The sequence below is a fragment of the Actibacterium sp. EMB200-NS6 genome (assembly GCF_001305615.1).
In the GTDB taxonomy this organism is placed as follows: Bacteria; Pseudomonadota; Alphaproteobacteria; order Rhodobacterales; family Rhodobacteraceae; genus Actibacterium_A; species Actibacterium_A naphthalenivorans.
This window is the reverse complement of record NZ_CP010869.1, coordinates 3,112,264-3,134,205: the sequence shown is the minus strand read 5'-3', so window position 1 is coordinate 3,134,205 and position 21,942 is coordinate 3,112,264. Positions and strand designations below refer to the sequence as shown.

Genomic DNA, 21,942 nt, shown 5'->3' with positions numbered 1-21,942 from the left:
TTATGCCGCAGTCAGGCGGTTTTCTTTTGCTTTGCGCCGTTGCGCCAGGGCGGGTTCAGGCTTGGCGCCCCGAAAAAATACCCTTGCATACAGTCGATGCCCGAGTCCTGCAGGAAGGCGGCATCCTGCGCGTTCTCGACGCTTTCGGCGATGGTGAACATGTCGAAATGCTGCGCGATGGAAATCAGGGCGTTGGCCAGGATCTGATTGTCCGGGTTGGTGCCGATGCCCCGGATGAACTGCCCGTCGATCTTGAGGATGTCGAAGTAGAAATCCCGCAGATAGCGGAACGCGGTATAGCCGGCCCCGAAATCATCCAGCGCGAAGGAGATGCCGCGATACTGCAGGTCTTTCATGAAGACGGTCACGAGATCGGGCATCAGCATGGCCGAGCTTTCGGTGATCTCCAGGATCAGCCGTTCGGCCACGGTATCGTCCTGCGACAGCCCGTGGTTAAGGGTCTGCGTCCAGCGCGGGTATCCGATCGACCGGGCCGACATGTTGATCGACAGTCGCAGCGCGGGCGTGTCGGCCAGCGCGGCAAGGCCCATTTCCAACGCGAGACAATCGATCATGCGGCCCATTTCGGTGGTTTCCACGGTGCCGATGAACTCGCGCGCCGGGATGATCCGTCCGGTTTCGTCCAGCACCCGAATCAGCCCCTCGTAGAAGGCCGGCTGCGGCGATCCGCTGGCGCGCATCACCGGCTGATAGGCCAGCGCCACGTCATGTTCGCGCAGCGCGCGGCGAACCATGGCCAGCGTGTCACGATCGCGCGCCGAGATGGCCGCCATCAGCGGGCTGTCATCCTCGCCCGCCGTTGCCCGTTCGGTAATGTGATCGCCTGAATGCATCTGATCCTCCGTGCCGGATGACCATCACATTGCCGCCAAACTTTCTAACAACGGCTTAATATTCGCATTTTGTTCTAATTGTGCTAAATCTCGCCGCGACCGATCAAACCATTGAGAGGATGGGCGTTTCATGGCGGAGAGATGCGGCTGGTGCGGGCAGGAGCCACTTTACGTGGCGTATCACGACACCGAATGGGGCGTGCCGGAGCATGACAGCCGGGCGCTCTGGGAAAAACTGATTCTGGATGGGTTTCAGGCCGGGCTGAGCTGGATCACCATCCTGAAAAAGCGAGAGAATTTCAGGGCCGCCTTTGCCGGGTTCGAGCCCGACGTGATCGCGGATTGGGGTGCCGAGGAGGTGGAGCGCCTGTTGGCCGATCCGGGTATCGTGCGCCATCGCGGCAAGATCGAGGCCACCATCGCCAACGCCCGCGCCTGGCGCGAGATCGAGGCGCGCGAGGGGTTCGACCGGTTTGTCTGGGCCTATGTCGATGGCGCGCCGCTGCAGAACCGGTTCGCCACGATGGCGCAGGTGCCGGCGCAAACGCCGCTGTCGCAGCAGATATCGAAGGATCTGAAGAAGGCCGGGTTCAAGTTCTGCGGGCCGACCATCGTCTATGCCTTCATGCAGGCGGTGGGGATGGTCAACGATCACATCGTGACCTGCCCGGCGCATGACAGGGTGGCCGCGCTGGCCGCGCGCGGCGCCTAAGAGCCCGCGATCAGCGCCGCGATAATGGCCTTGGCGCTGTCGCTGTCCCATTCGGCATCGCCCTGAAGCCGCGCGATCTCTTCGCCTTCGGGAGAGACGATCACGGTGATGGGCAGGCCCAGCACCGCCATGTCGCGGGCCAGTTTCTGGGTCGGGTCGCGCAGGGCGGCGAGATGGGTCACGCCGGTCTCTTCAAAGAACCTGCGGATACCCTGAACCGAATTGCGCCCGACGGCGATGGTGACCACCTGAAACGCGTCGCCGCCCAGCTCCGCCTGCAGCGCGTCGAGCCCCGGCATTTCCTTGCGGCAGGGCGCGCACCAGGTGGCCCAGAAGTTCAGCAGCACGTATTGGCCGCGATATTCGGTCAGGGAATGCGGGCTGTCGGCGAGATCGAGCAGCGGCAGGTCGGGGATGGTGGCGGGGGCGGAGTGGAAGTTGAGCTTCTTCATCGTGCCGTCGCGCAGCGCCTCGAGCGTGGCGGTATCGGCGGCGGCGGCATTTGCACCAAGCGCAAGGGCCGTGTAGAGGACGACGAAACGCAACCAGTTCATATTTCCCTCCGAGGGTATCGCATGACCAAAGACAGCTCGAATGCCATGTGGGGCGGCCGCTTCGCCGCCGGACCGGACGCGATCATGGAGGCGATCAACGCCTCGATCGGGTTCGACAAGCGGCTGGCCGCACAAGACATTCAGGGCTCCCGCGCCCATGCCGCCATGTTGGCGGCAACGGGCATCATTACCGATAGCGATGCAAACGCGATCCGGGAAGGGCTGCTCACGGTCTTGTCAGAGATCGAGGCCGGGGAATTCGCGTTTGCGACCGCGCTGGAAGACATCCACATGAATGTGGAGGCCCGGCTGAAGGAGCTCATCGGCGATCCGGCGGGGCGGCTGCACACCGGGCGCAGCCGGAATGATCAGGTGGCGACCGATTTCAAGCTCTGGGTGCGCGATCAGGCGGATGCCGCCATCCAGGGGCTGGAGGCGCTGATCCGCGCGTTGCTCGCCCAGGCGGAGGCGGGCGCTGACTGGGTGATGCCGGGCTTCACCCATCTGCAGACCGCGCAGCCGGTGACATGGGGCCATCACATGATGGCCTATGTCGAGATGTTCGGCCGCGACATGTCGCGCTTTCGCGATGCCCGCGCGCGGATGAATGAATCGCCCCTGGGCGCGGCGGCGCTGGCCGGCACCTCCTTTCCCATCGACCGGCACATGACGGCACAGGCGCTGGGGTTCGACCGGCCTGCCGCCAACAGCCTCGATGCGGTCTCGGATCGCGATTTCGCGCTGGAATTCCTTTCGGCCGCGTCGATCTGTGCCATGCACCTGTCGCGCTTTTCCGAAGAGCTGGTGATCTGGTCCTCGGCCCAGTTCCGGTTCGTGACCCTGTCGGACCGGTTTTCCACCGGCTCGTCGATCATGCCGCAAAAGAAGAACCCGGACGCGGCCGAGCTGATCCGCGCCAAGATCGGGCGGATCATGGGGGCGATGGTGGCGCTCTTCACTATCATGAAGGGCCTGCCGCTGGCCTATTCCAAGGACATGCAGGAAGACAAGGAACAGGTCTTCGACGCGGCCGACACGCTGATGCTGGCGCTGGCCGCGATGGAAGGAATGGTGCGCGACATGGCCGCCAACGTGCCCGCGCTGGAGGCCGCCGCCGCCAGCGGCTTTTCCACCGCCACGGATCTTGCCGACTGGCTGGTGCGCGCGCTGAACATGCCTTTCCGCGAGGCGCATCACGTGACCGGTGCGCTGGTCGCTCTGGCCGAGGCGCGCGGCTGCGATCTGCCGGAACTGACGCTGGAAGACATGCAGGGCGTGCATGGACAGATCACCGCCGACGTGTTCGAGGTGCTGGGGGTGCGCAATTCCGTTGCCAGCCGGGTCAGCTATGGTGGCACGGCGCCCGATCAGGTGCGCGCGCAGATCGCCCGCTGGAAAGAGGTGTTGGGATGAGGTTTTTCGCATTGCTCGCCGCGCTGGCCCTGGCCGCCTGCGGCGCCGACGGCCCGCCGGTGAAACCGTCGGTGAACACGGGCATCCGCATCGGCACGGATGGCATCCGGTCCAGCACGTCGGTCGGCGTGGACAGCGGCAATGTCGCTGTGCGTGTGGGGCTGTGAGGGCCACGGTGCGCACCCTTCTGTGTGCGCTGACGCTGGGCGCCTGTGGCGATCATGTGCCGTCCGCGGATGAGAGGCCCGCGCCGGGGATCACGATTTCGGGCACGGCCGAGGTGGGTGTCACCGGTCGCGCCTGCGGCGGGCCGCTTAACCTTTTCCTTTGTTCGAAGGCGATCGACTGATGGATCATTTCCTTTACCGCAATGGCATCCTGCATGCCGAAGACGTGCCCGTGACGCAGATCGCCGAAGTGGTCGGAACGCCGTTCTATTGCTATTCAACGGCCACGCTGACCCGGCATTTTCGCCTGTTTGACGAGGCGCTGGAGGGGATGGATCATCTGGTCTGCTACGCAATGAAGGCCAACTCAAATCAGGCGGTCCTGCGGCTGATGGCGGGGCTGGGCGCGGGGGTCGATGTGGTGTCGGGCGGTGAATATGCCCGCGCGATCGCCGCCGGCTTTCCGGGCGAGCGCATCGTGTTTTCCGGCGTCGGCAAGACCCGCGAAGAGATGCGCGCCGCGCTGACCGGCGGCATCCGCCAGTTCAACCTGGAATCCGAGCCCGAGATGCTGGCGCTGAACGCGGTGGCGCTTTCGCTGGGCAAGGTCGCGCCGGTGACCATCCGTGTGAACCCGGATGTGGATGCCAGGACGCATGAGAAGATCTCCACCGGCAAATCGGAAAACAAGTTCGGCATCCCTATCGCCCGGGCGCGCGAGGTGTTCGCCGAGGCCGCCGCCCTGCCGGGGCTGGAGGTGGTGGGCATCGACGTGCATATCGGCAGCCAGCTGACCGATCTGGACCCCTTCGCGCTGGCCTACCGGCGGGTGGCGGAGCTGACCCGTGTGCTGCGCGACGACGGCCATGATATCCGTCGGCTTGATCTGGGCGGCGGGCTGGGCATTCCCTATGAACGGTCCAACAGCGCGCCGCCGCTGCCGGTGGAATACGGCGCGATGGTGCGGCAGGTTCTGGGCGATCTGGATTGCGAGATCGAGATCGAGCCGGGCCGCCTGATCGCCGGCAACGCCGGGATTCTCGTTTCCGAGGTGATCTACCTGAAATCGGGCGAGGGGCGCGATTTCCTGATTCTCGACGCTGCGATGAATGATCTCATCCGCCCGGCGATGTATGGCGCCTATCATGACATCATGCCGGTGATCGAGCCTGCCGCCGGGGCCGAACAGGCAGCCTATGATATCGTGGGCCCGGTCTGCGAATCCGGTGATACTTTTGCCAAACAACGGCTTATGCCCCAGGTTGCCCCCGGCGATCTGGTCGCCTTCCGCTCTGCGGGGGCTTACGGGGCGGTCATGGCGTCGGAATACAACAGCCGCCCGCTGATCCCCGAGGTTCTGGTGCAGGGGGATCAATTCGCTGTCATTCGTGCGCGTCCGACCTTTGACGAGATGATAAACCGCGATACCATCCCGGAATGGCTCTGACCCGCAGTTCCGCGGCGCCGGGCCCCGGATCGGAGCATGACCCAGACACCCCGCACCGCTGATGCCGCGCTGAAATCCCTGGCCCGCCCGATGCGCCTGACGCGCATGGGCATGGTGGCCGAGCGTGCGACGCGCGCGTTCTGGCCACTGTCGACGGTGCTTTTGCTGATCCTGGCGGCGCTGGCCTTCGGGGTGCAGGATCATCTGCCGGCCGAGGCGCTTTGGGCCGGGCTTGGCCTTGGCGCGGCGGCGGCGCTCTGGGCGCTGGTTGCCGGTGTGCGGCGGTTCCGCTGGCCGTCCTCCGCCGAGGCGCTGGCCCGGCTCGACCAGACCCTGCCCGGCCGGCCAATCACCGCGCTGGGCGATCATCAGGCGATTGGCGGCGGCGATGCCGGATCCGAGGCCGTGTGGCGCGCGCATCTGGCGCGGATGGCCGAGCGGGTGAAGCAGGCGCGCGCGGTGCGGCCCGATCTGCGTGTCTCGGGCCTTGACCGGTTCGGGCTGCGCTATGTGGCGGCGACGCTGTTCATAACGTCGGTGATCTTCGGCTCGCTCTGGCGGGTGGCGGATGTGGCGGTGCGGCCCGGTGGGCCCGAGGCCGCGCTGGCCTCCGGCCCGGCATGGGAAGGCTGGGTGGAGCCCCCGGCCTATACCGCGAAACCAACGCTTTATCTGAACGACATTCCCGCCGGCGAACTTGCCGTGCCCGAGGGCAGCCGCGTGACCCTGCGGTTTTACGGCGAGGTCGGCGCGCTGGCGCTGCGCGAAACCGTGTCGGGGCAGGATGCGGCCAGCGATGGCATGGGGCCAAGCTTTGACATAACGCGGGCCGGCCGGATCGCCATAGAGGGGCCGGGCGGGCGCGGCTGGGATATACTTCTGTCGCCCGACACACCGCCGATCGTCGCCTTCAGCGGCGAGATGCAGCGCAAGGCCGATGGCGAGATGAACCAGCCCTTCACCGCCTCGGATGACTACGGCGTGGTCTCGGGGCTGGCGACGATCACGCTGAACCTGGAAGCGGTGGACCGCCGGCATGGCTTGACGGCCGCGCCCGAACCGCGCGACGCTCTGGTGCTGGACCTGCCGATGCCGATCAGCGGCGATCGCCAGTCCTTTGACGAGATGATCGTCGAAAACCTGTCGCAGCATCCTTGGGTGGGCCTGCCGGTCAGCATCGTTCTGAGTGTCGAGGACGCGCAGGGCCAGCCCGGCCGGTCCGAGGCTCTGGCGACCACGCTGCCCGGCCGCCGCTTTTTCGACCCGCTGGCCAAGGCGATCATCGAACAGCGGCGCGATCTGCTGTGGACGCGCGCGAACGGTGCCCGCGCCGCGTCGATCCTGCGCGCGGTCAGCTTTCAGCCCGAAGAGGTGTTCCGCGACAGTTCGGCCTATCTGCGGCTGCGGGTGGCGATCCGGCGGCTGGAGGCGGGGGTGGCCGATGGTCTGACCCCCGAGGCGCGCGACGAGGTGGCGCAGGCGCTGTGGGACATCGCGGTGCTGGTCGAGGAAGGCGATCTGTCGGACGCGCTGGAACGGTTGCGCCGGGCGCAGGACCGGCTTTCGGAGGCGATGCGCAACGGCGCCAGCGACGAGGAAATCGCCGATCTGATGCAGGAAATGCGCGAGGCGATGCAGGACTACATGCGCCAGCTTGCCGAACAATCGCAGCAGGATGGCCAGCAGCAGGCAGAAAACCAGGACACACGCGAGATTACCGGCGATCAGTTGCAGCAGATGCTCGACCGTTTGCAGGAACTGATGGAGCAGGGCCGCATGGCCGAGGCGCAGCAGCTTCTAGAACAGTTGCGCCAGATGATGGAGAACATGCAGGTCACCCAGGGGCCCGGTGGCCAGCAAAGCCCCGGGCAGCAGGCGATGGATGGTCTGGCCCAGACCCTGCGTGACCAGCAGGGGTTGTCGGACGAGGCGTTCCGCGATCTGCAGGAGCAGTTCAATCAGAACGGCCAGCAGGGTGAGCAGGGCGAAGGCGAGGGGCAGCAGGGCCAGGGAGAAGGTCAGGCGCAGGATGGCCAGGGTGGTCAGCAGCCGGGCCAAAGCCTTGCCGAGCGGCAGCAGACGCTGCGCGACGAGCTGAACCGGCTACAGCAGAACCTTCCCGGCGTCGGCGGTGCCGAAGGGCAGGCCGCGCGCGATGCGCTGGACCGCGCCGGGCGTGCGATGGACCGCGCCGAAGACGCGCTGCGCGGTGATGATCTGGCCGGCGCGCTCGACGATCAGGCCGAGGCCATCGATGCGCTGCGCGACGGAATGCGCAACCTGGGCGAGGCGCTGGCCCAGCAGCAGCAAAACCAGCAGGGCGACCAGGGCGAGGCGATGGGCCGGGCCAACGCCGATCAGCAGCGTGACCCGCTGGGGCGTGATCGCGGCGCGCAGGGGCAGATCGGATCGCAGGAGGATATGCTGCAGGGCGCCGATATCTATGGCCGCGCGCGCGAGCTTCTGGATGAAATCCGCCGCCGCTCGGCCGATCAGCAGCGTCCCGAGGCGGAGCTGGACTATCTCAAGCGGCTGCTGGACCGGTTCTGAAGGCCGCTGCCGCGGTCAGCCTGTCAGCCCGTTCAGCGCCGCCGTGAGTTTCTGCACCGTGCCGCTTGTCCAGGAATTTATGGCGGTGCGCAGCTCGTCCGCCGTCGTGACATAGGCTGCCATCATTGGTTCGGCCGGCGGGAATACAGCCGAGATTGTCGGGGCGAACACATAGAGCGCGACGACCAGCGCGGCGACCAGCATCACAAACCCGAAGCCAAAGCCGAATCCGCCGCGCCGGCGCGGCAGCTCGGTATTCTCCAGCACGGGACCGTCGGGAACCCGCCCCTGATCCAGATTGTCCGATGTGGCGCGCAGGGTGGAATTGATTTCCTCGATATCGGGCAGAAGGTCGCGCCGCGGGCCCGCGCTGGTCGTGTGGGGCTGAGGATCGGGCGGGACGCCGCGCAGCCGCGCCATCCGCTCCTGCAGGCCGCTGCGAAAGCCGCCCGCCCCGGCGGCGGCGCCGGCCTCCAGGCCCAGGTCGGGCTGGCTTTCCAGTGTCTCGCGCTGCGCCTCGGCCCGCCGTGCCCGGGTTTCGCGCTCGGCCTCTTCGCGCAGAACGTCCAGAACGGACTCGTCCAGCACTGTCGAGGCGGGCGCATCGCCTGCATGCTGAGGGGGGCTGTCTTCTTCCTCTTCCGGTTCGTCCTCGTCGTCTTGATCGTGATCCGGAAACTGAAAGAACTCCTCCTCCTCCATGGTCTCGATGATCGCGGTGTCGGCTTCCGCCGGCTCTTGCGGAAACACGTCCTGTTCCGGCGGCTGAACCTCTTCGGTATAGGCCGGCTCCGGATCTTCGTCGGGGGTGAAGGCGCCGGGTTGAAACCAGGTGTGGCCGCAGCTCGAGCATTGCACATCGCGACCGTTTTCCGGGATGACAGCGTCGTCAACCTCGTACTGGGCATCGCAATTCGGGCAGATCAGTCGCATCTCGTCCTCTGAGCGCGTGGAAGACGCACCACACCATTTAATCAATTTCCTGCATGTTGTACCACTCGGTTCAGAAATTCAAAGCATTTGCGTCTTCGCCCGATTGAAACCTCATGCTGTGTCGGGCAAAACACTGTCATCAGGGATCGGAGAGGCGTGTGATCGAGCTGGACAAGGTGGCCCATAGCTACGGTGGCGGCGAGCTTCTGTCAGGGATATCGCTGACGCTGATGCCGGGCTCGTTCCATTTTCTGACGGGGCCCTCGGGTGCCGGGAAATCGACCTTTCTGAAACTGTGCTATGGTGAACTGATGCCAAGTGCGGGGCATGTGCAACTGTTCGGGCGCGACGTCGGCGCGATGAGCCGCGATGACGTGGCCCATGCCCGGCGCCGCATCGGCGTGGTTCATCAGGATTGCCAGTTTCTGGATCACCTGCCGCTGGCGGAAAACGTGTTGCTGCCGCTGACCGTCGCCGGGCAGGATACCGGGGCCGAGGCGGACAACCTGATAGAGCTTTTATCCTGGGTCGGGCTGGCGCGTCAGGCCGCGTCGCGCCCGCCCGAGCTTTCGGGCGGCGAGAGGCAGCGCGCCGCGCTGGCCCGCGCCGTGATCATGTCGCCCGAGGTCATCCTGGCCGACGAGCCGACCGGGAACGTGGACTGGGACATGTCGCTGCGGTTGCTGCAATTGCTGGTGGAGCTGAACCGCATGGGCAAGACAATTCTGATCGCCACCCATGATCTGAACCTGATCCGGGCCGCCAAGGCGCAGGTCTCCGCGCGGGTGCTGCGGATCAAGGACCGGCGGATCCAGCTTGCGGGGGCCGATCTGTGAGCCCCGCGCTGATCCGCCTCAGATCGTTCCTGCTGGGCGACGGGCAGGCCGACCGGGTGGTGCCACCCACCGGGTTCACCGTGCGGCTGACGCTGTTCACCTCTGCTGCGATGGGGTTTCTGGCGGTGTTCGCGCTGGCGCTGTCGCTGGCCACCGGGCGGCTGGCCGACCGCTGGTCGGAGGCGCTGGCGCGTACCGCGACGGTGCGCATTTCCGCCCCCGAAGGCCAGATGCAGGCCCAGACCGACGCGGTGATCGAAGTGTTGCGCACCACACCCGGCGTTGTCGGCGCACGGGTGCTGAGCGTGCAGGAGCAGCGCGATCTGCTGGCGCCCTGGTTCGGCCCCGACCTTCCGATCGACAGCCTGCCGCTGCCGCAGCTGGTGGAGTTGCGCGAGACCGGCAAGGGCTATGACGCCGAGGGGCTGCGCCTGCGCCTGTCGGCCGAAGCGCCGGGCGCGGTGCTGGACGATCACGCCCGCTGGCGCCGGCCGCTGGTGCGGGCGGCCGACAGGCTGCGGCTTCTGGGGCTTGTCTCGATCGTTCTGATCGGGATGACAACGGCGGCGATGATCACGCTGTCGGCCAATGCGGCGCTGGCGGCGAATGCGAAGGTGATTCAGGTGCTGCGGCTTGTCGGGGCGCGGGATGTCTATATCGCGCGGGCCTTCGTGCGGCGCTTTACCGGCCGGGCGCTGCAGGGCGCGGCGGCGGGCACGGCGCTCGCCATGCTGGCGGTCGCGCTGCTGCCGGGGGCCGATACCGCGGGCGGGTTCCTGACCGGGCTGGGGTTTCAGGGGGCGGGCTGGCTGTTGCCGCTGCTGATCCCGCCCCTGGCGGGGATCGTCGCCTTCTGGGCGACCCGCGCTGCGGCCTTCCGCACATTGGGCGAGGTGACATGATGGCCCACGCCTGGCGCTGGTTCCGGTCGCTGATATTCGTCGGGCAGATGTATCTGATGATGCTGGTCTTCGGGATTGTCTTCACGCCTTTCGCGCTGGCCTCGCGTCCCTGGGCGTTCCGGGCTGTTCATACCTATTGCAACTGGGTGCGCTGGACCGCGCGCTGGATGATCGGGCTGCGCTCCGAAGTCCGGGGCGAGGTGCCGCGGGACGAGGTGCTGATCGCGGCCAAGCATCAGTCTTTCTTCGACATCATCATGATCGTTTCGGTGGTGCCGCGCCCGAAGTTCATCATGAAGCAGTCGCTGCGCTGGGCGCCGATCCTGGGATGGTACGCGCAGCGCATCGGCTGTGTCGCGGTCGACCGTGGCCAGCGCGGGCTGGCGATTCAGAAGATGGTGGATGATGTTCACAAGGGGCGCGAGGTGCCGGGGCAGCTGATCATCTATCCGCAGGGCACACGGGTGGCGCCGGGGGTGGACAAGCCTTTCAAGATCGGTGCCGGTGTTCTCTACGCCCAGCTCGGGCAGGATTGCGTGCCGGCGGCCACCAATGTCGGGGTGTTCTGGCCGCGCACGGGGATCTACCGCAAGCCGGGGCTGGCGGTGGTGGAGTTTCTGCCGCGCATCCCGGCGGGCAGGCCGACCGCCGAATTCATGGCATCGCTGAGGGAAACGGTCGAGGAGGCGTCGGATGCGCTGATGGCCGAGGCGGGGTTCCGCAAGGAGGGCTGAAATGGAATATGTCACGTCGCTCGAGGCGTTGCAGGCGCTTTACGGCGCGCCGGGGCAGCCGGCCCTGCGCAAGGTCGCGCGGCGGATGACGCCGCAGTATCGCCGCTGGATCATGGCCTCGCGGTTTTGTGTGCTGAGCACCGTGGGGCCGGAGGGCACCGACGGCTCGCCCCGCGGCGACGACCGCCCGGTCGTGGCCGAACTGGACCCGCAGACGCTGGCCCTGCCCGACTGGCGCGGCAACAACCGGATCGACAGCCTGCGCAACATCGTGGCGGACGGGCGCGTGTCGCTGATGTTCATGGTGCCGGGATTGAACACGGTGGTGCGGGTGAATGGAACCGCGAAGCTGACGCTGGACGAGGGGCTGCGCGCGCGGTTCGGGCGGGATGGCAAGGTGCCGCGCAGCGTGATCGTGATCCGCATCGCCGAGATCTACACCCAATGCGCCCGCGCGGTGATGCGGGCGGGGCTGTGGACGGCGGGTGATCAGAGCGCGGGCCTGCCCACGCCCGGCGACATCCTGACCGAGATGACCGAAGGCGAGATCGACGGCGCGGCCTATGACGCGGAATGGCCGGGGCGGGCAGCGACCTCGATGTGGTAGGGGCCGGAGCAGAGAGTTTCATGCCTCCGGCGGGGATATTTTCGGAAAGATGAAGCGGGCGAGCGCTCAGGCCGCCAGCCCCTTGGTGCCCATGCCGAGGAATTTTTTGCGGCGGTCGGTGATCAGCGCCTTGCGGTCCTTGCCGTCAAGCTCTTTCAGCATGTCCGAGATCGCGCGCCCGACCGAAGTGATCGCGGCGTCGCGGTCACGCTGGGCGCCGCCCAGCGGTTCCGGGATGATCCTGTCGATCACGCCGAGCTTTTTGAGATCCTGTGCCGTCAGGCGCAGCGCTTCGGCCGCTTCGCGCATCTTTTCGGCGTCTTTCCACAGGATGCTTGCGCAGCCCTCGGGGGAAATCACCGAATAGACCGAATGTTCCAGCATCGCCAGACGGTTGGCCGTGGCGAAGGCCACCGCCCCGCCCGAGCCGCCCTCGCCGATGACGACCGAGACCAGCGGCACGCCGATTTCGAGGCATTTCTGGGTGCTGCGCGCGATCGCCTCGGACTGGCCGCGTTCCTCGGCGCCCTTGCCGGGATAGGCGCCGGGGGTGTCGACCAGCGTGACCACGGGCAGGTTGAACCGGTCTGCCATATCCATCAGGCGGATCGCCTTGCGATAGCCTTCGGGGCGGGCCATGCCGAAGTTGCGTTCGATCCGGGTTTTGGTGTCGAACCCCTTTTCCTGGCCGATGACCATCACCGGGCGATCATCCAGCCGGGCCAGCCCGCCCATCACCGCGTGATCGTCGGCGAAGTTCCGATCACCGGCCAGGGGTGTGTATTCGGTGAACAGCGCCTCGATGTAATCCTTGCAGTGGGGGCGGTCGGCGTGGCGGGCGACCTGACATTTGCGCCAGGGCGACAGGTTCTGGTAGAGGTCGCGCAGCAGGTCGGCGGCCTTTCTGTCGAGCCCGGCGGCCTCTTGCTCGACGTCCATCTCCTTGTTCGCGGCGGCCAGCGCGCGCAACTCTTCGGCCTTGCCTTCGATTTCGGCCAGAGGTTTTTCGAATTCGAGGTAATTCATGCCGGTCTCCGCTATGCTCGCGCGTTATATGACCTTGGAACAGGCGATTTGCAACACGGGCTGAATGGCCCGGCAACGGATTTGGAACTGCGGTTCGTGCCGGATATCGAGGATCATGACGAGCGTTTGACGGGCGCGCGGACGCCCCCGGTTCCGGTCCTTGTGCGCGGATCGGAGGGGGCCTGTCGCAGCCAGGCCGGCGCAAGGTGGCCACGGGAACACCAGCCTTGAGATATATCTGAATGGTCCGGTGAAAAGGCCCCTGTCGTTTCGCTGACCAGGCCGGTGGCGGCCGATCGAACAAGGTACCGGTTGGCGCCCCGGCCGGGGTGCAGGAATGGCCGGGGCGCCTGCCGTTACTGCGCCTTCGCGAGGTTCAGCAACGTTTCGAACTGGTCCGCGGTCAGCACGCTGCGCCAGTGATCGGTGCAGTTCGACCGCATCATCACCAGCCTGGTTTCATTGGCGCCGACCTCTTCGGCCAGAGCCTGACGCTCTTCGACCGGGGCGCCGGAGATGATCGCCGCGCGCAGTTTCGCGCGGGCTTCTGTCGCCTGTGCTTCCAGTGCCTTGCGCTGGGCGGGCATGGTTCCCAGCCAGGCCTTCACATCGGCGCGCTGGGCGTCGTTCAGCCCGAGAGCATCGGCATTCTTCGCCACCAGCGGGGTGAAGGCGACAATGGGCAGCGACAGCTCGCTGCGCCGGTTCTGCTGGGCGCCGACGGCGGTGGCGCAGGCCAGAACAACGGCGGCGGACAGAAGAAGCTTTTTCATGAGGGCTCCGGTTTGGGCTGAAAGAGATCAAGGCAAACATTCCAGTGTGGGAATGTTTGCGCCTTGATCGAAATCAAGACAGCCCGGATCAACGCAAAGCGGGGCCAAACGGCCCCGCCCCGCAGCCCCACAGATGTTTGCTCAGGCCCCGCCGATCATTTCGGACTGGCGCACGATCACCTCGGCCTGCTTGATGCTGGCGATGTCCACCAGGCGGCCCTTGTAGACGGTGGCGCCTTCGCCATTGGCCTTGGCCTGTTCCATCGCGGCCAGAATCTCGCGCGCTTCAAGCACCTGTGCCTCGGAGGGGGTGAACACCGCGTTGGCAAGGGCGATCTGCTTGGGGTGGATCGCCCATTTGCCGACCATGCCCAGCGTGGCCGAGCGGCGGGCCTGGGCACGAAAACCCTCATCGTCGCTGAAATCGCCGAACGGGCCGTCGACCGGCAGCACGCCATGGGTGCGGCAGGCGGCGACGATGGCGGCCTGCGCCCAGTGCCACGGGTCCGACCAATGCCTGGCGCCCTCGTGCAGCATGTAGTAGTTTTCCTGCGTGCCGCCGATGCCGGTGGTCTGCATCCCCATCGAGGCGGCGAAATCGGCGGCGCCGAGGCTCATGGCCTGAAGCCGGGGCGAGGCGGCGGCAATCTCCTCGACATGGGCGATGCCGGCGGCGCTTTCGATGATCACCTCGAAGCTGATCGGTTTGGCGCGGCCCCTGGCGGCCTCAATCGCGGTGACCAGCGCATCCACCGCGTAAACATCCGCCGCGCAGCCCACCTTGGGGATCATGATCTGATCCAGCCGGTCGCCTGCCTGCTCCAGCAGATCGACGACATCGCGGTACCAGAAGGGCGTATCCAGGCCGTTGATACGGACCGACAGGTATTTGTTGCCCCAATCCACATCGCCGATCGCCTCGATGATGTTCTTGCGGGCCTGCGGCTTGTCGTCGGGCGCCACGCTGTCTTCCAGATCGAGGTTGATCACATCGGCCGCGCTGCCGGCCATCTTTTCGAAAATCGCGGGGCGCGAGCCGGGGCCGAACAGCTGGCAGCGGTTGGGGCGGGCCGGGGGGCTGGGCTGAATGCGAAAGCTCATGGGCGTGCCTTTCGGTAACGATGTTTCGTATATGGTTTGGTATTTGGTAGAATATTGCACGGACCTCTTCAACCTGTCTTTTGCTGGCGCAGAACGGGCGCTGCGATGCGGCGGATGAAAGGGGCGTTTTGCACGATTCTTCGACAACACTGCCTGCGATCCGAAGTTTCTTCCACCCGGCCCGTGCATGCGCAGCAAGATAGAGAGGACATTCCCGCGCGCGCTGTTAGCCTTGCCAGAACTTTTGCGGAGATACACCAATGATCGAAACACCTTATCTTTTGTTCCTGGGCGACGCGCCCGATCCGCTGGCCGCGAAGGTTGCGCAGGGCATCCGTGACTGGCGGCCCGATCACGCGGTGGGGCAGTACCGGATGGAAGGCTGCAAGGCCGATCTGGGGCTGGCCGACATGTCGCTGGCCGAGGCCAAGGCGGCGGGGGCCCGGACGCTGGTGATCGGTGTGGCCAACCGCGGCGGGATCATCTCTCCGGCGTGGAAAAAGGTGCTGGTGGCGGCGCTGGAAGAAGGTTTCGACCTTGCCAGCGGGCTGCACAACCTGCTGCGCGACGAGCCGGATCTGGCGGCGGTCGCAACCGCCTGCGGGCGGCAGTTGCATGACGTTCGGGTGCCGTCGGTGAAATATCCGATCGCCAGCGGGGTGCCGCGCAGCGGCAAGCGGTGCCTGGCCGTGGGCACCGATTGTTCGGTGGGCAAGATGTATACCGCGCTGGCGATGGACAGCGAGATGAAGGTGCGCGGCCTGAAATCCAGCTTTCGCGCGACCGGGCAGACCGGCATTCTGATCACCGGAGACGGTGTGCCGCTGGACGCGGTCGTGGCGGATTTCATGGCAGGCTCGGTCGAATGGCTGACGCCGGACAATGACGCGGATCACTGGGACATGATCGAGGGGCAGGGCAGCCTGTTTCACGTCTCCTATTCCGGGGTCACCATGGCGCTGGTGCATGGCGGCCAGCCCGATGCGCTGATCCTGTGCGACGAGCCGACGCGGCCGCATATGCGCGGCTTGCCGGGGTACAAGCTGCCATCGCTGGAGGATCTGCGCGATGTGGCGCTGACCCTGGCGCGGGTGGCGAACCCGGCCTGCCAGGTCATCGGCATTTCGGTCAACACCCAGCACATGACCGAGGAACAGGCGCTGGCGCATCTGGCCGAGGTCGAGGCGCGGATGGGCCTTCCGGCTGTGGATCCGTTCCGTCAGGGCGCGGGCCGGCTGGTCGATGCGCTGAGCGCGGTCTAGGCCGGGCATTCTTCGGGCCCTTGCGGGCTTTATCGCGGTGGGGCAGACAGGGCGGCAAGGCCCATGCGCCAAGGGGGCAAGATGAAACTGACCGTTACAGCCGACACGTTCCGCCTTGCGGAGGTTTTCACCATCTCGCGCGGGTCACGGACCCAGGCGCAGGTGCTGACCGTGCGCATCGGCGACGGCGCGCATCAGGGCTGGGGCGAATGCGTGCCCTATGCCCGCTACGGCGAAACGCTGGCAAGCGTGTCGGCCGAAATCGAAGCGCTGCCGCTGCCGCTTGATCGTGCCGGCCTGCAGCGCGCCCTTCCCGCAGGCGCGGCGCGCAACGCGGTGGATTGCGCCCTGTGGGATCTGGAGGCCAAGCGCGCCGGAAAACGGGTGTGGGAACTGGCCGGCCTGCCCGCACCGGGGCCGATGATCACCGCCTATACCCTGTCGCTCGACACGCCCGAGAACATGCGCGCGGCGGCGGCGAAACATGCCCACCGGCCGTTGTTGAAGATCAAGCTGGGCACGCCGGATGACATGCCCAGGCTGGAGTCCGTGCGCGCCGGCGCGCCCGCCGCCCGTATCATCGTCGATGCCAACGAGGGCTGGACGGCCGAGGTCTATGCAGAGCTTGCGCCGCATCTGGTGCGGCTGGGGGTGGAACTGGTGGAGCAGCCCCTGCCGGCGGGCAACGACGACATGCTGGCCGAGATCGCCCGGCCGCTGCCCGTCTGTGCCGACGAGGCCTGCCATGATCGCGCCTCTCTGCCCGCGCTGAAGGGCAAGTATGACCTGGTGAACATCAAGCTCGACAAGACCGGCGGGCTGACCGAGGCGCTGGCGCTGCGCGATGCGGCCCGCGCCGAAGGCTATGGCGTGATGGTGGGCTGCATGGTCGGTTCGTCGCTGGCCATGGCGCCGGCGGTTCTGCTGGCGCAGGGCGCCGATGTGACAGACCTTGACGGGCCGCTGCTTCTGGCCGAAGACCGGCCCGAGCCGCTGACATATGACGAGGCCGGGGTGCATCCGTCCGCACCCGCCCTCTGGGGATAGGAGACAGACCATGAGCCGCACAGTTTACGTGAACGGAGAGTACCTGCCCGAAGCCGAGGCCAAGGTCTCGGTCTTTGACCGCGGGTTCCTGTTCGCCGACGGGGTGTATGAGGTGACCTCTGTTCTGGGGGGCAAGCTGCTGGATTTCGAGGGCCACGCCAAACGGCTGGAGCGATCGCTGGCAGAGCTGGACATGCCATCGCCGATCTCGATGGAGGATCTGCTGGAGGTCCACCGCGAACTGGTGCGGCGCAACGATCTGGACGAGGGAATGATCTATCTTCAGATCACCCGTGGCGCGGCCGGTGACCGGGATTTCGTTTTCCCCGACCCCGAGGTGACCCCGCCCACCATCGTGCTGTTCACCCAGTCCAAGACGCTGGCCGATGTGCCGGCCGCGAAAACCGGCATCAAGGTGATTTCCATCGACGACATCCGCTGGGGTCGGCGCGACATCAAGACGGTGCAGCTGCTCTACCCCTCGATGGGCAAGATGATGGCCAAGGCCGCCGGCGCCGATGACGCCTGGATGGTCGAGGATGGCGAGGTGACGGAAGGCACGTCGAACAACGCCTATATCGTGAAGGACGGCAAGATCATCACCCGCCACCTTGGCAGTGAAATCCTGCACGGGATCACCCGCGCCGCGGTGCTGCGCTTTGCCCGCGAAGCGCAGATGGTGGTGGAAGAGCGCGCCTTCACCATCGAAGAGGCCAAGGAGGCCGATGAGGCCTTCGTGACTTCGGCCTCGTCCTTCGTCATGCCGGTGGTGTCGGTCGACGGTGTTTCGCTGGGCGACGGCATGCCGGGGCCGGTCGCGGCCCGCCTGCGCGAGATCTATCTGGACGAAAGCCGCAAGGCGGCGGTCTGACCGGGCGGGCCGGTCCGCGGTCAGAAGCTGCGGACCAGCACCATCGCGGGATCGAATGTGGTGACGCCTTCCAGCAGCGCCACCTGTTTGCCCGCGACCGACAGCATCAGTGCGTTCTTGTCCTCCAGCACCTCATGGGTCAGGTCGCTGTCATCCAGCGGGCCGAAGGTGTCTAAGTCGAAATCGAGGAAGATGATTTCGCTCTCCGGGTCGAAATCGCTGACCGTCACGATCTCCGCGCCCGGGTCCGACGTCCATGCGACAAAGGCGTCATCGCCCGCGCCGCCGCTCATCACATCACCATCGTCGCCGAGCAGAATGTCGCGGCCATAGCCGCCGAACAGGGCGTCGGGCGTCTCGGTGCCGGGCGCGTCGGTGGCGTCGAGGTAATCCCGGCCGGTATCGCCGTGGAGCGTGTTCGAGCCCATATTGTCGACGATCAGATCGTCACCGGCGCCGCCTCGGATCAGGTCGTCGCCCTCGTCGAGCGGCGGGTCCGTGTCGGTCACGTTGAAAGAGGCGTCGTCGCCATCCGCCAGGAACACCTCGTCATCGCCGGGGCCGCCCGTCAGCAGGTCGTCGCCCGGGCCGCCGAACAGAACATCGTCGCCCGCGCCGCCGGTTCCTTCGTCGTCGCCCTCTTCGAACACGACCCGGTCGTTCCCGCCCATGGCATCGACGAAGTCATCGCCCGCGCCCGCGTCGATCGAATTCGGCGCGTCATCGCCCAGGATGGTTTCATCGGCATCGGTGTAGATGTCGTATTCTTCGGGCGGCGCGTTCGGATCGTCGGAATCGTCGTTGTCTTCGCTAAGCTGATCAATCGCGAAAATGGTGCCGATCAGGGCGGGCAGGAAAAGCAGTGCGAGCATGGGAATCTCCAGTCATTAAGCCCGAGTTAACAGGGCTTTAGGCCGGGGTGCCAGAAGAATTCGGGGCCGTTGTTTCCGGCCGCCGGGCAATCGCGCGGCGGGGGCGGGATTGTTGCCAGACGGCCCGGAAATCGCGGGATTCATTCCTTGTCGGTGACATTCTCGCGAAAGGCGACCTCGAAATCGGCCTGCTGCTCGGGGCTGGCCTCGGCCTGGAACCGCGCCTTCCATTCGGCATAGGGCATGCCGTAGAACGTCTCGCGCGCCGCGTCCTGCGACATCTCGATGCCGCGTTCCTGCGCGGCTTCCATGTACCAGCGGCTCAGGCAGTTGCGGCAGAACCCGGCCAGGTTCATCAGGTCGATGTTCTGCACGTCGGCGCGGTCTTCCATCAGGTGGCGGCGCAGGCGCCGGAAGGCGGCGGCCTCCAGTTCTATGCGGGTCTGATCGTCCATGGGGCCTCCGACTGGTTTACAGGGTACGCTTGGCATAGGTCGCCGGGTTGGTGTCCTTGATGTCCACCGACAGGCTGCCCACGTCGGCGAGGCTGTCATCAAGCGTGGCAAGAATGGCCTGGGTGACGCGGGTTCGCGTCGCCTCGTCGCGCCCGGCCAGAAGATGCACCGTGACATGGGCAAAGCTTTGCGGCTCGGTGCCGATCAGGGAAAAGGGGCAGGGCAGGGCGCGCACCTTGATCGCGGAGGGATCGGGGAACACCCCGGTCGCCTCGGCGGTTTCGAACACGCGGGCGCACAGCGCGGCCATGTCATGGGTGTCGCTGAGCGCGGCGGAATATTCGATGATGATATGGGGCATGGGGTCTCCTTACACGCCGGATCTTTCCAGAACCTCTTGCAGGATCGGGACCAGACGTTCGGCCCAGGCATATTGCTGGGATTGGTCCACGATCAGATCGTTGCGCAGCTCTATCAATGTGCTGGGGCGGCCCGGAATCTCGGCGTGGCGATCGATGGAATCGCCGGGCAGGTGGCCGCCATAGGGCTCGTTCTCGCCCACGCACAGATCGGGCTCCTGCCGCAGCCGCCAGATCAGCGGGCGTGCCAGCCGCTGGTCGGCCGCATGCAGGATGCCGATGTGCCAGGGCCGGGGCGGGCGCCCCTTCAGCCGTTCGGTATAGCTGTGGATGGCCAGGATCACCGTATCCTCGCGCCGCGCCGCCAGCCGCGCCAGCGCATCGTGATAGGGGCGGTAACAGCGCGCCAGCCGCCGCTCCAGCTCTTCGGCGTCGGCGCGGGCGTTGCCGGGGATGATGGTGCCATCATAAAGGCGCATCAGAAGGGTCGGGTCATCCTCGCCCCGGTTGGGGTCGATCACCAGCCGTGAGAAATTGGAGAGGATGGCCGGAGAGTCCAGCAGTTCGGCCAGCCGCGTCGTGACCCCGGCGGCGCCCGGATCGAAGGCGATGTGGCGCGCCATGTCTTCGGGATGCACGCCCAGCGTGCCGCCGCCGACAAAGGGGGGCACGGTGTTGGCGGCATGGTCGCAGGTCACCAGCCAGCGGCCGGGGCGATCTTCGCCAATTATCTGAAACGGTTCGTAGGTCATGGCCCTGTCATCTTTTCAGGTCACACCCCTCTACGCCAGCCGCGCGGAAAGCGCCAGTTGTCAGTGGCTTCGCGGCGGCCTAACAATGGGGAAGAGTTCGCCCAGATCCCGCCCCCTCCAGATGAAAGAAGAGACGCGCCCCGCATGAGACGCCACCGCAATGTCAAAATCGTAGCCACACTTGGCCCGTCCTCCAATGATTACAATATGATACGGGCCCTGTTCGAAGCCGGCGCCGATGTGTTCCGCCTGAACATGAGCCATGGCTCGCACGATGAGATCCGCGAACGGCACACGATCATCCGGCAGATCGAAAAGGATCTGGACCGCCCGATCGCCATTCTGGCGGATTTGCAGGGCCCGAAACTGCGGTGCGGCGTTTTTTCCGGAGACAGCGAAGAACTTGTCGTGGGAGAGCCGTTCCGGTTTGATCTGGATCCCGCGGAGGGGAACGCCAGGCGGGTCTGCCTGCCGCACAAGGAGATCTTCCAGGCGCTCAGACCCGGCGCGACCCTGCTGGTGAATGACGGGAAGATCCGGCTCAAGGTGGAAGAATGCGGCGCCGATTTCGCCGAGTGCACGGTCATGGTCGGCGGCACGATTTCCAACCGCAAGGGCGTGAACGTGCCCGATGTGGTGCTGCCGCTGGCCGCCCTTTCCCCGAAGGACAGAAAGGATCTCGAATTCGTCTGCGAACTGGGCGTCGACTGGATCGCGCTGTCCTTCGTGCAGCGGCCCGAGGATGTGCTGGAGGCGCGCACGCTGGTCAGGGGCCGTGCCGCGATCCTGTCGAAGATCGAAAAGCCGGCGGCGGTAACGGACTTCGCCGAAATCCTCGAGGTCTCGGACGGAATCATGGTGGCGCGCGGCGATCTGGGGGTGGAACTGCCGGTGCAGAACGTGCCGCCGATCCAGAAACGTCTGGTGCGGGCCTGCCGGGCCGCGGCCAAGCCGGTGATCGTGGCCACCCAGATGCTCGAGAGCATGATCGAAAGCCCGGTGCCGACACGGGCCGAAGTATCGGATGTGGCAACAGCCATCTATGAAGGCGCGGATGCGGTGATGCTCTCTGCGGAATCCGCCGCCGGTGCCTATCCGATCGAGGCGGTGACCACGATGAACAACGTCGCCGAAGAGGTCGAGCATGACCCGACCTACCGCGAGGTGATCGAGGCCAGCCGCGGCGCATCGCGGCCCGGCGTGGCCGGCGGCATCGTGGCCGCCGCGCGCGAGATCGCCGAGACCGCCGATATCAAGGTGATCTGCTGCTTCACCCATTCCGGCACCACCGCCGCCCTGACCGCGCGGGAACGGCCGCGGGTGCCGATCCTGGCGCTCACGCCGTTCGCCGCCACCGCGCGCCGGCTGTGCCTGACCTGGGGCATCCAGTGTTTCTTCACCGGCGAGGTCGATCGCTTCAAGATGGCCGTGGTCAGCGCCGCCCGCGCGGCCCGCGAAGGCGGCTATGCGACCGAGCAAGACCAGATCGTCGTGACTGCGGGCGTGCCCTTCAACGAACCGGGCACGACCAACATCCTGCGCGTCGCCCCCTGCGAGGAACGTTTGATTTTCCGCACCGACCCCGAGTAACCCGCCCTCAGGGGAAAGGGGGCATGAGGCGGTGCGCTGGCTCTTGTCATCGGCCGCACGGTCGGCATTCCGGCCCGGCGCCGCTGTCGGGCGCCTTCGCCCGGGTGCCGGGGGCTATGAACTAA

The 21,942-nt window shown here is 66.2% G+C and carries 24 protein-coding genes; 14 read left to right on the top strand and 10 right to left on the bottom strand.

Going from position 1 to position 21,942, the window contains the following annotated elements; genetic code table 11:
• Positions 1 to 11: 11 nt before the first annotated feature.
• The gene (locus TQ29_RS15200; RefSeq protein ID WP_054539847.1) at positions 12 to 854 is read right to left on the bottom strand and encodes an EAL domain-containing protein; all 843 of its coding nucleotides are present in this window, start codon (positions 852 to 854) and stop codon (positions 12 to 14) included.
• A gap of 130 nt (positions 855 to 984) precedes the next feature.
• On the opposite strand from TQ29_RS15200, the gene TQ29_RS15195 reads away from it, so the two are divergent.
• Positions 985 to 1,566, top strand: coding sequence for a DNA-3-methyladenine glycosylase I (locus tag TQ29_RS15195; RefSeq protein ID WP_054539846.1), 582 nt, complete (start codon positions 985 to 987; stop codon positions 1,564 to 1,566).
• Here the strand turns inward: TQ29_RS15195 and TQ29_RS15190 are convergent.
• The gene (locus TQ29_RS15190; protein ID WP_054539845.1) at positions 1,563 to 2,120 is read right to left on the bottom strand and encodes a TlpA disulfide reductase family protein; all 558 of its coding nucleotides are present in this window, start codon (positions 2,118 to 2,120) and stop codon (positions 1,563 to 1,565) included. The two genes, TQ29_RS15195 and TQ29_RS15190, sit on opposite strands and share 4 nt — an antisense overlap.
• 21 nt (positions 2,121 to 2,141) lie before the next feature.
• Between TQ29_RS15190 and argH the strand changes: the two genes are divergently transcribed.
• The 5 genes from argH to TQ29_RS15175 are packed head-to-tail and all read left to right on the top strand — an operon-like array spanning position 2,142 to position 7,697.
• Positions 2,142 to 3,533 carry an argininosuccinate lyase gene (gene argH, locus TQ29_RS15185; RefSeq protein WP_054539844.1) on the top strand — a complete coding sequence of 464 codons (1,392 nt, stop codon included), beginning with the start codon at positions 2,142 to 2,144 and terminating at the stop codon, positions 3,531 to 3,533.
• Complete coding sequence (locus TQ29_RS20965) at positions 3,530 to 3,700, top strand: hypothetical protein (RefSeq protein ID WP_173585968.1); 171 nt, start codon at positions 3,530 to 3,532, stop codon at positions 3,698 to 3,700. The genes argH and TQ29_RS20965 overlap by 4 nt, the downstream gene beginning before the upstream one ends.
• Before the next feature lie 8 nt (positions 3,701 to 3,708).
• Entirely contained in the window at positions 3,709 to 3,882 is a 174-nt protein-coding gene (locus tag TQ29_RS20755) for an argininosuccinate lyase (protein WP_157445607.1), read from the top strand.
• Positions 3,882 to 5,147, top strand: a complete 1,266-nt coding sequence (lysA, locus tag TQ29_RS15180) for a diaminopimelate decarboxylase (protein ID WP_054539843.1) — start codon at positions 3,882 to 3,884, stop codon at positions 5,145 to 5,147. Before TQ29_RS20755 ends, lysA begins: the two co-directional genes overlap by 1 nt.
• A 36-nt stretch (positions 5,148 to 5,183) precedes the next feature.
• A complete protein-coding gene (locus TQ29_RS15175; protein ID WP_054539842.1) occupies positions 5,184 to 7,697 on the top strand; it encodes a TIGR02302 family protein in 2,514 nt (837 codons plus the stop codon).
• Between the two features lie 15 nt (positions 7,698 to 7,712).
• Here TQ29_RS15175 and TQ29_RS15170 read toward each other — a convergent pair whose 3' ends face one another.
• On the bottom strand, positions 7,713 to 8,630 hold the full coding sequence (locus tag TQ29_RS15170; protein WP_054539841.1) for a zinc-ribbon domain-containing protein: 918 nt from the start codon (positions 8,628 to 8,630) through the stop codon (positions 7,713 to 7,715).
• A gap of 158 nt (positions 8,631 to 8,788) precedes the next feature.
• On the opposite strand from TQ29_RS15170, the gene TQ29_RS15165 reads away from it, so the two are divergent.
• The 4 genes from TQ29_RS15165 to TQ29_RS15150 are packed head-to-tail and all read left to right on the top strand — an operon-like array spanning position 8,789 to position 11,709.
• Positions 8,789 to 9,466, top strand: a complete 678-nt coding sequence (locus tag TQ29_RS15165; RefSeq protein WP_054539840.1) for a cell division ATP-binding protein FtsE — start codon at positions 8,789 to 8,791, stop codon at positions 9,464 to 9,466.
• Positions 9,463 to 10,368, top strand: coding sequence for an ABC transporter permease (locus TQ29_RS15160; RefSeq protein ID WP_157445606.1), 906 nt, complete (start codon positions 9,463 to 9,465; stop codon positions 10,366 to 10,368). The genes TQ29_RS15165 and TQ29_RS15160 overlap by 4 nt, the downstream gene beginning before the upstream one ends.
• Entirely contained in the window at positions 10,368 to 11,102 is a 735-nt protein-coding gene (locus TQ29_RS15155; protein WP_054539839.1) for a 1-acyl-sn-glycerol-3-phosphate acyltransferase, read from the top strand. The genes TQ29_RS15160 and TQ29_RS15155 overlap by 1 nt, the downstream gene beginning before the upstream one ends.
• Position 11,103: 1 nt before the next feature.
• Complete coding sequence (locus TQ29_RS15150; protein ID WP_054539838.1) at positions 11,104 to 11,709, top strand: pyridoxamine 5'-phosphate oxidase family protein; 606 nt, start codon at positions 11,104 to 11,106, stop codon at positions 11,707 to 11,709.
• 66 nt (positions 11,710 to 11,775) lie between these two features.
• Here TQ29_RS15150 and TQ29_RS15145 read toward each other — a convergent pair whose 3' ends face one another.
• The 3 genes from TQ29_RS15145 to TQ29_RS15135 all read right to left on the bottom strand — a co-directional run bounded on the left by TQ29_RS15145 (position 11,776) and on the right by TQ29_RS15135 (position 14,609).
• On the bottom strand, positions 11,776 to 12,735 hold the full coding sequence (locus TQ29_RS15145) for an acetyl-CoA carboxylase carboxyltransferase subunit alpha (protein WP_054539837.1): 960 nt from the start codon (positions 12,733 to 12,735) through the stop codon (positions 11,776 to 11,778).
• Between the two features lie 356 nt (positions 12,736 to 13,091).
• Positions 13,092 to 13,508, bottom strand: a complete 417-nt coding sequence (locus TQ29_RS15140; protein WP_054539836.1) for a Spy/CpxP family protein refolding chaperone — start codon at positions 13,506 to 13,508, stop codon at positions 13,092 to 13,094.
• Positions 13,509 to 13,649: 141 nt separating this feature from the next.
• Positions 13,650 to 14,609 (bottom strand): L-malyl-CoA/beta-methylmalyl-CoA lyase, encoded by a 960-nt coding sequence (locus TQ29_RS15135; protein ID WP_054539835.1) that lies wholly within the window; start codon positions 14,607 to 14,609, stop codon positions 13,650 to 13,652.
• 260 nt (positions 14,610 to 14,869) lie between these two features.
• Between TQ29_RS15135 and dgcN the strand changes: the two genes are divergently transcribed.
• The 3 genes from dgcN to TQ29_RS15120 all read left to right on the top strand — a co-directional run bounded on the left by dgcN (position 14,870) and on the right by TQ29_RS15120 (position 17,789).
• Positions 14,870 to 15,871, top strand: a complete 1,002-nt coding sequence (gene dgcN / locus TQ29_RS15130; RefSeq protein WP_054539834.1) for an N-acetyltransferase DgcN — start codon at positions 14,870 to 14,872, stop codon at positions 15,869 to 15,871.
• Between the two features lie 81 nt (positions 15,872 to 15,952).
• The gene (gene dgcA / locus TQ29_RS15125) at positions 15,953 to 16,918 is read left to right on the top strand and encodes an N-acetyl-D-Glu racemase DgcA (RefSeq protein WP_054540472.1); all 966 of its coding nucleotides are present in this window, start codon (positions 15,953 to 15,955) and stop codon (positions 16,916 to 16,918) included.
• A gap of 10 nt (positions 16,919 to 16,928) precedes the next feature.
• Positions 16,929 to 17,789 (top strand): D-amino-acid transaminase, encoded by an 861-nt coding sequence (locus TQ29_RS15120; protein ID WP_054539833.1) that lies wholly within the window; start codon positions 16,929 to 16,931, stop codon positions 17,787 to 17,789.
• A 20-nt stretch (positions 17,790 to 17,809) separates the two neighbouring features.
• On the opposite strand, the gene TQ29_RS15115 is transcribed toward TQ29_RS15120, so the two are convergent.
• The 4 genes from TQ29_RS15115 to TQ29_RS15100 all read right to left on the bottom strand — a co-directional run bounded on the left by TQ29_RS15115 (position 17,810) and on the right by TQ29_RS15100 (position 20,227).
• Positions 17,810 to 18,661 carry a calcium-binding protein gene (locus tag TQ29_RS15115; protein WP_054539832.1) on the bottom strand — a complete coding sequence of 284 codons (852 nt, stop codon included), beginning with the start codon at positions 18,659 to 18,661 and terminating at the stop codon, positions 17,810 to 17,812.
• Between the two features lie 140 nt (positions 18,662 to 18,801).
• Complete coding sequence (locus TQ29_RS15110; RefSeq protein WP_054539831.1) at positions 18,802 to 19,116, bottom strand: DUF1244 domain-containing protein; 315 nt, start codon at positions 19,114 to 19,116, stop codon at positions 18,802 to 18,804.
• Between the two features lie 16 nt (positions 19,117 to 19,132).
• The gene (locus TQ29_RS15105) at positions 19,133 to 19,477 is read right to left on the bottom strand and encodes a 5-carboxymethyl-2-hydroxymuconate Delta-isomerase (RefSeq protein ID WP_037207849.1); all 345 of its coding nucleotides are present in this window, start codon (positions 19,475 to 19,477) and stop codon (positions 19,133 to 19,135) included.
• Between the two features lie 9 nt (positions 19,478 to 19,486).
• On the bottom strand, positions 19,487 to 20,227 hold the full coding sequence (locus TQ29_RS15100; protein WP_054539830.1) for an N-formylglutamate amidohydrolase: 741 nt from the start codon (positions 20,225 to 20,227) through the stop codon (positions 19,487 to 19,489).
• Positions 20,228 to 20,371: 144 nt separating this feature from the next.
• Here TQ29_RS15100 and pyk point away from each other — a divergent pair, with 144 nt between their 5' ends.
• Positions 20,372 to 21,817, top strand: coding sequence for a pyruvate kinase (gene pyk, locus TQ29_RS15095; protein ID WP_054539829.1), 1,446 nt, complete (start codon positions 20,372 to 20,374; stop codon positions 21,815 to 21,817).
• Positions 21,818 to 21,942: the final 125 nt, after the last annotated feature.

Bases quoted from the DNA above. Each gene is read 5' to 3' on its own strand.
- TQ29_RS15110 (WP_054539831.1), bottom strand. From the start codon at position 19,116: ATGGACGATCAGACCCGCATAGAACTGGAGGCCGCCGCCTTCCGGCGC.
- TQ29_RS15115 (WP_054539832.1), bottom strand. From the start codon at position 18,661: ATGCTCGCACTGCTTTTCCTGCCCGCCCTGATCGGCACCATTTTCGCG.
- TQ29_RS15170 (WP_054539841.1), bottom strand. From the start codon at position 8,630: ATGCGACTGATCTGCCCGAATTGCGATGCCCAGTACGAGGTTGACGAC.
- dgcA (WP_054540472.1), top strand. From the start codon at position 15,953: ATGAAACTGACCGTTACAGCCGACACGTTCCGCCTTGCGGAGGTTTTC.
- TQ29_RS15100 (WP_054539830.1), bottom strand. From the start codon at position 20,227: ATGACCTACGAACCGTTTCAGATAATTGGCGAAGATCGCCCCGGCCGC.
- TQ29_RS15120 (WP_054539833.1), top strand. From the start codon at position 16,929: ATGAGCCGCACAGTTTACGTGAACGGAGAGTACCTGCCCGAAGCCGAG.
- TQ29_RS15145 (WP_054539837.1), bottom strand. From the start codon at position 12,735: ATGAATTACCTCGAATTCGAAAAACCTCTGGCCGAAATCGAAGGCAAG.
- TQ29_RS15190 (WP_054539845.1), bottom strand. From the start codon at position 2,120: ATGAACTGGTTGCGTTTCGTCGTCCTCTACACGGCCCTTGCGCTTGGT.
- TQ29_RS20965 (WP_173585968.1), top strand. From the start codon at position 3,530: ATGAGGTTTTTCGCATTGCTCGCCGCGCTGGCCCTGGCCGCCTGCGGC.
- TQ29_RS15195 (WP_054539846.1), top strand. From the start codon at position 985: ATGGCGGAGAGATGCGGCTGGTGCGGGCAGGAGCCACTTTACGTGGCG.
- TQ29_RS15150 (WP_054539838.1), top strand. From the start codon at position 11,104: ATGGAATATGTCACGTCGCTCGAGGCGTTGCAGGCGCTTTACGGCGCG.
- TQ29_RS15175 (WP_054539842.1), top strand. From the start codon at position 5,184: ATGACCCAGACACCCCGCACCGCTGATGCCGCGCTGAAATCCCTGGCC.
- pyk (WP_054539829.1), top strand. From the start codon at position 20,372: ATGAGACGCCACCGCAATGTCAAAATCGTAGCCACACTTGGCCCGTCC.
- TQ29_RS15140 (WP_054539836.1), bottom strand. From the start codon at position 13,508: ATGAAAAAGCTTCTTCTGTCCGCCGCCGTTGTTCTGGCCTGCGCCACC.
- lysA (WP_054539843.1), top strand. From the start codon at position 3,882: ATGGATCATTTCCTTTACCGCAATGGCATCCTGCATGCCGAAGACGTG.
- TQ29_RS15105 (WP_037207849.1), bottom strand. From the start codon at position 19,477: ATGCCCCATATCATCATCGAATATTCCGCCGCGCTCAGCGACACCCAT.
- TQ29_RS15155 (WP_054539839.1), top strand. From the start codon at position 10,368: ATGGCCCACGCCTGGCGCTGGTTCCGGTCGCTGATATTCGTCGGGCAG.
- TQ29_RS15200 (WP_054539847.1), bottom strand. From the start codon at position 854: ATGCATTCAGGCGATCACATTACCGAACGGGCAACGGCGGGCGAGGAT.
- TQ29_RS15135 (WP_054539835.1), bottom strand. From the start codon at position 14,609: ATGAGCTTTCGCATTCAGCCCAGCCCCCCGGCCCGCCCCAACCGCTGC.
- argH (WP_054539844.1), top strand. From the start codon at position 2,142: ATGACCAAAGACAGCTCGAATGCCATGTGGGGCGGCCGCTTCGCCGCC.
- dgcN (WP_054539834.1), top strand. From the start codon at position 14,870: ATGATCGAAACACCTTATCTTTTGTTCCTGGGCGACGCGCCCGATCCG.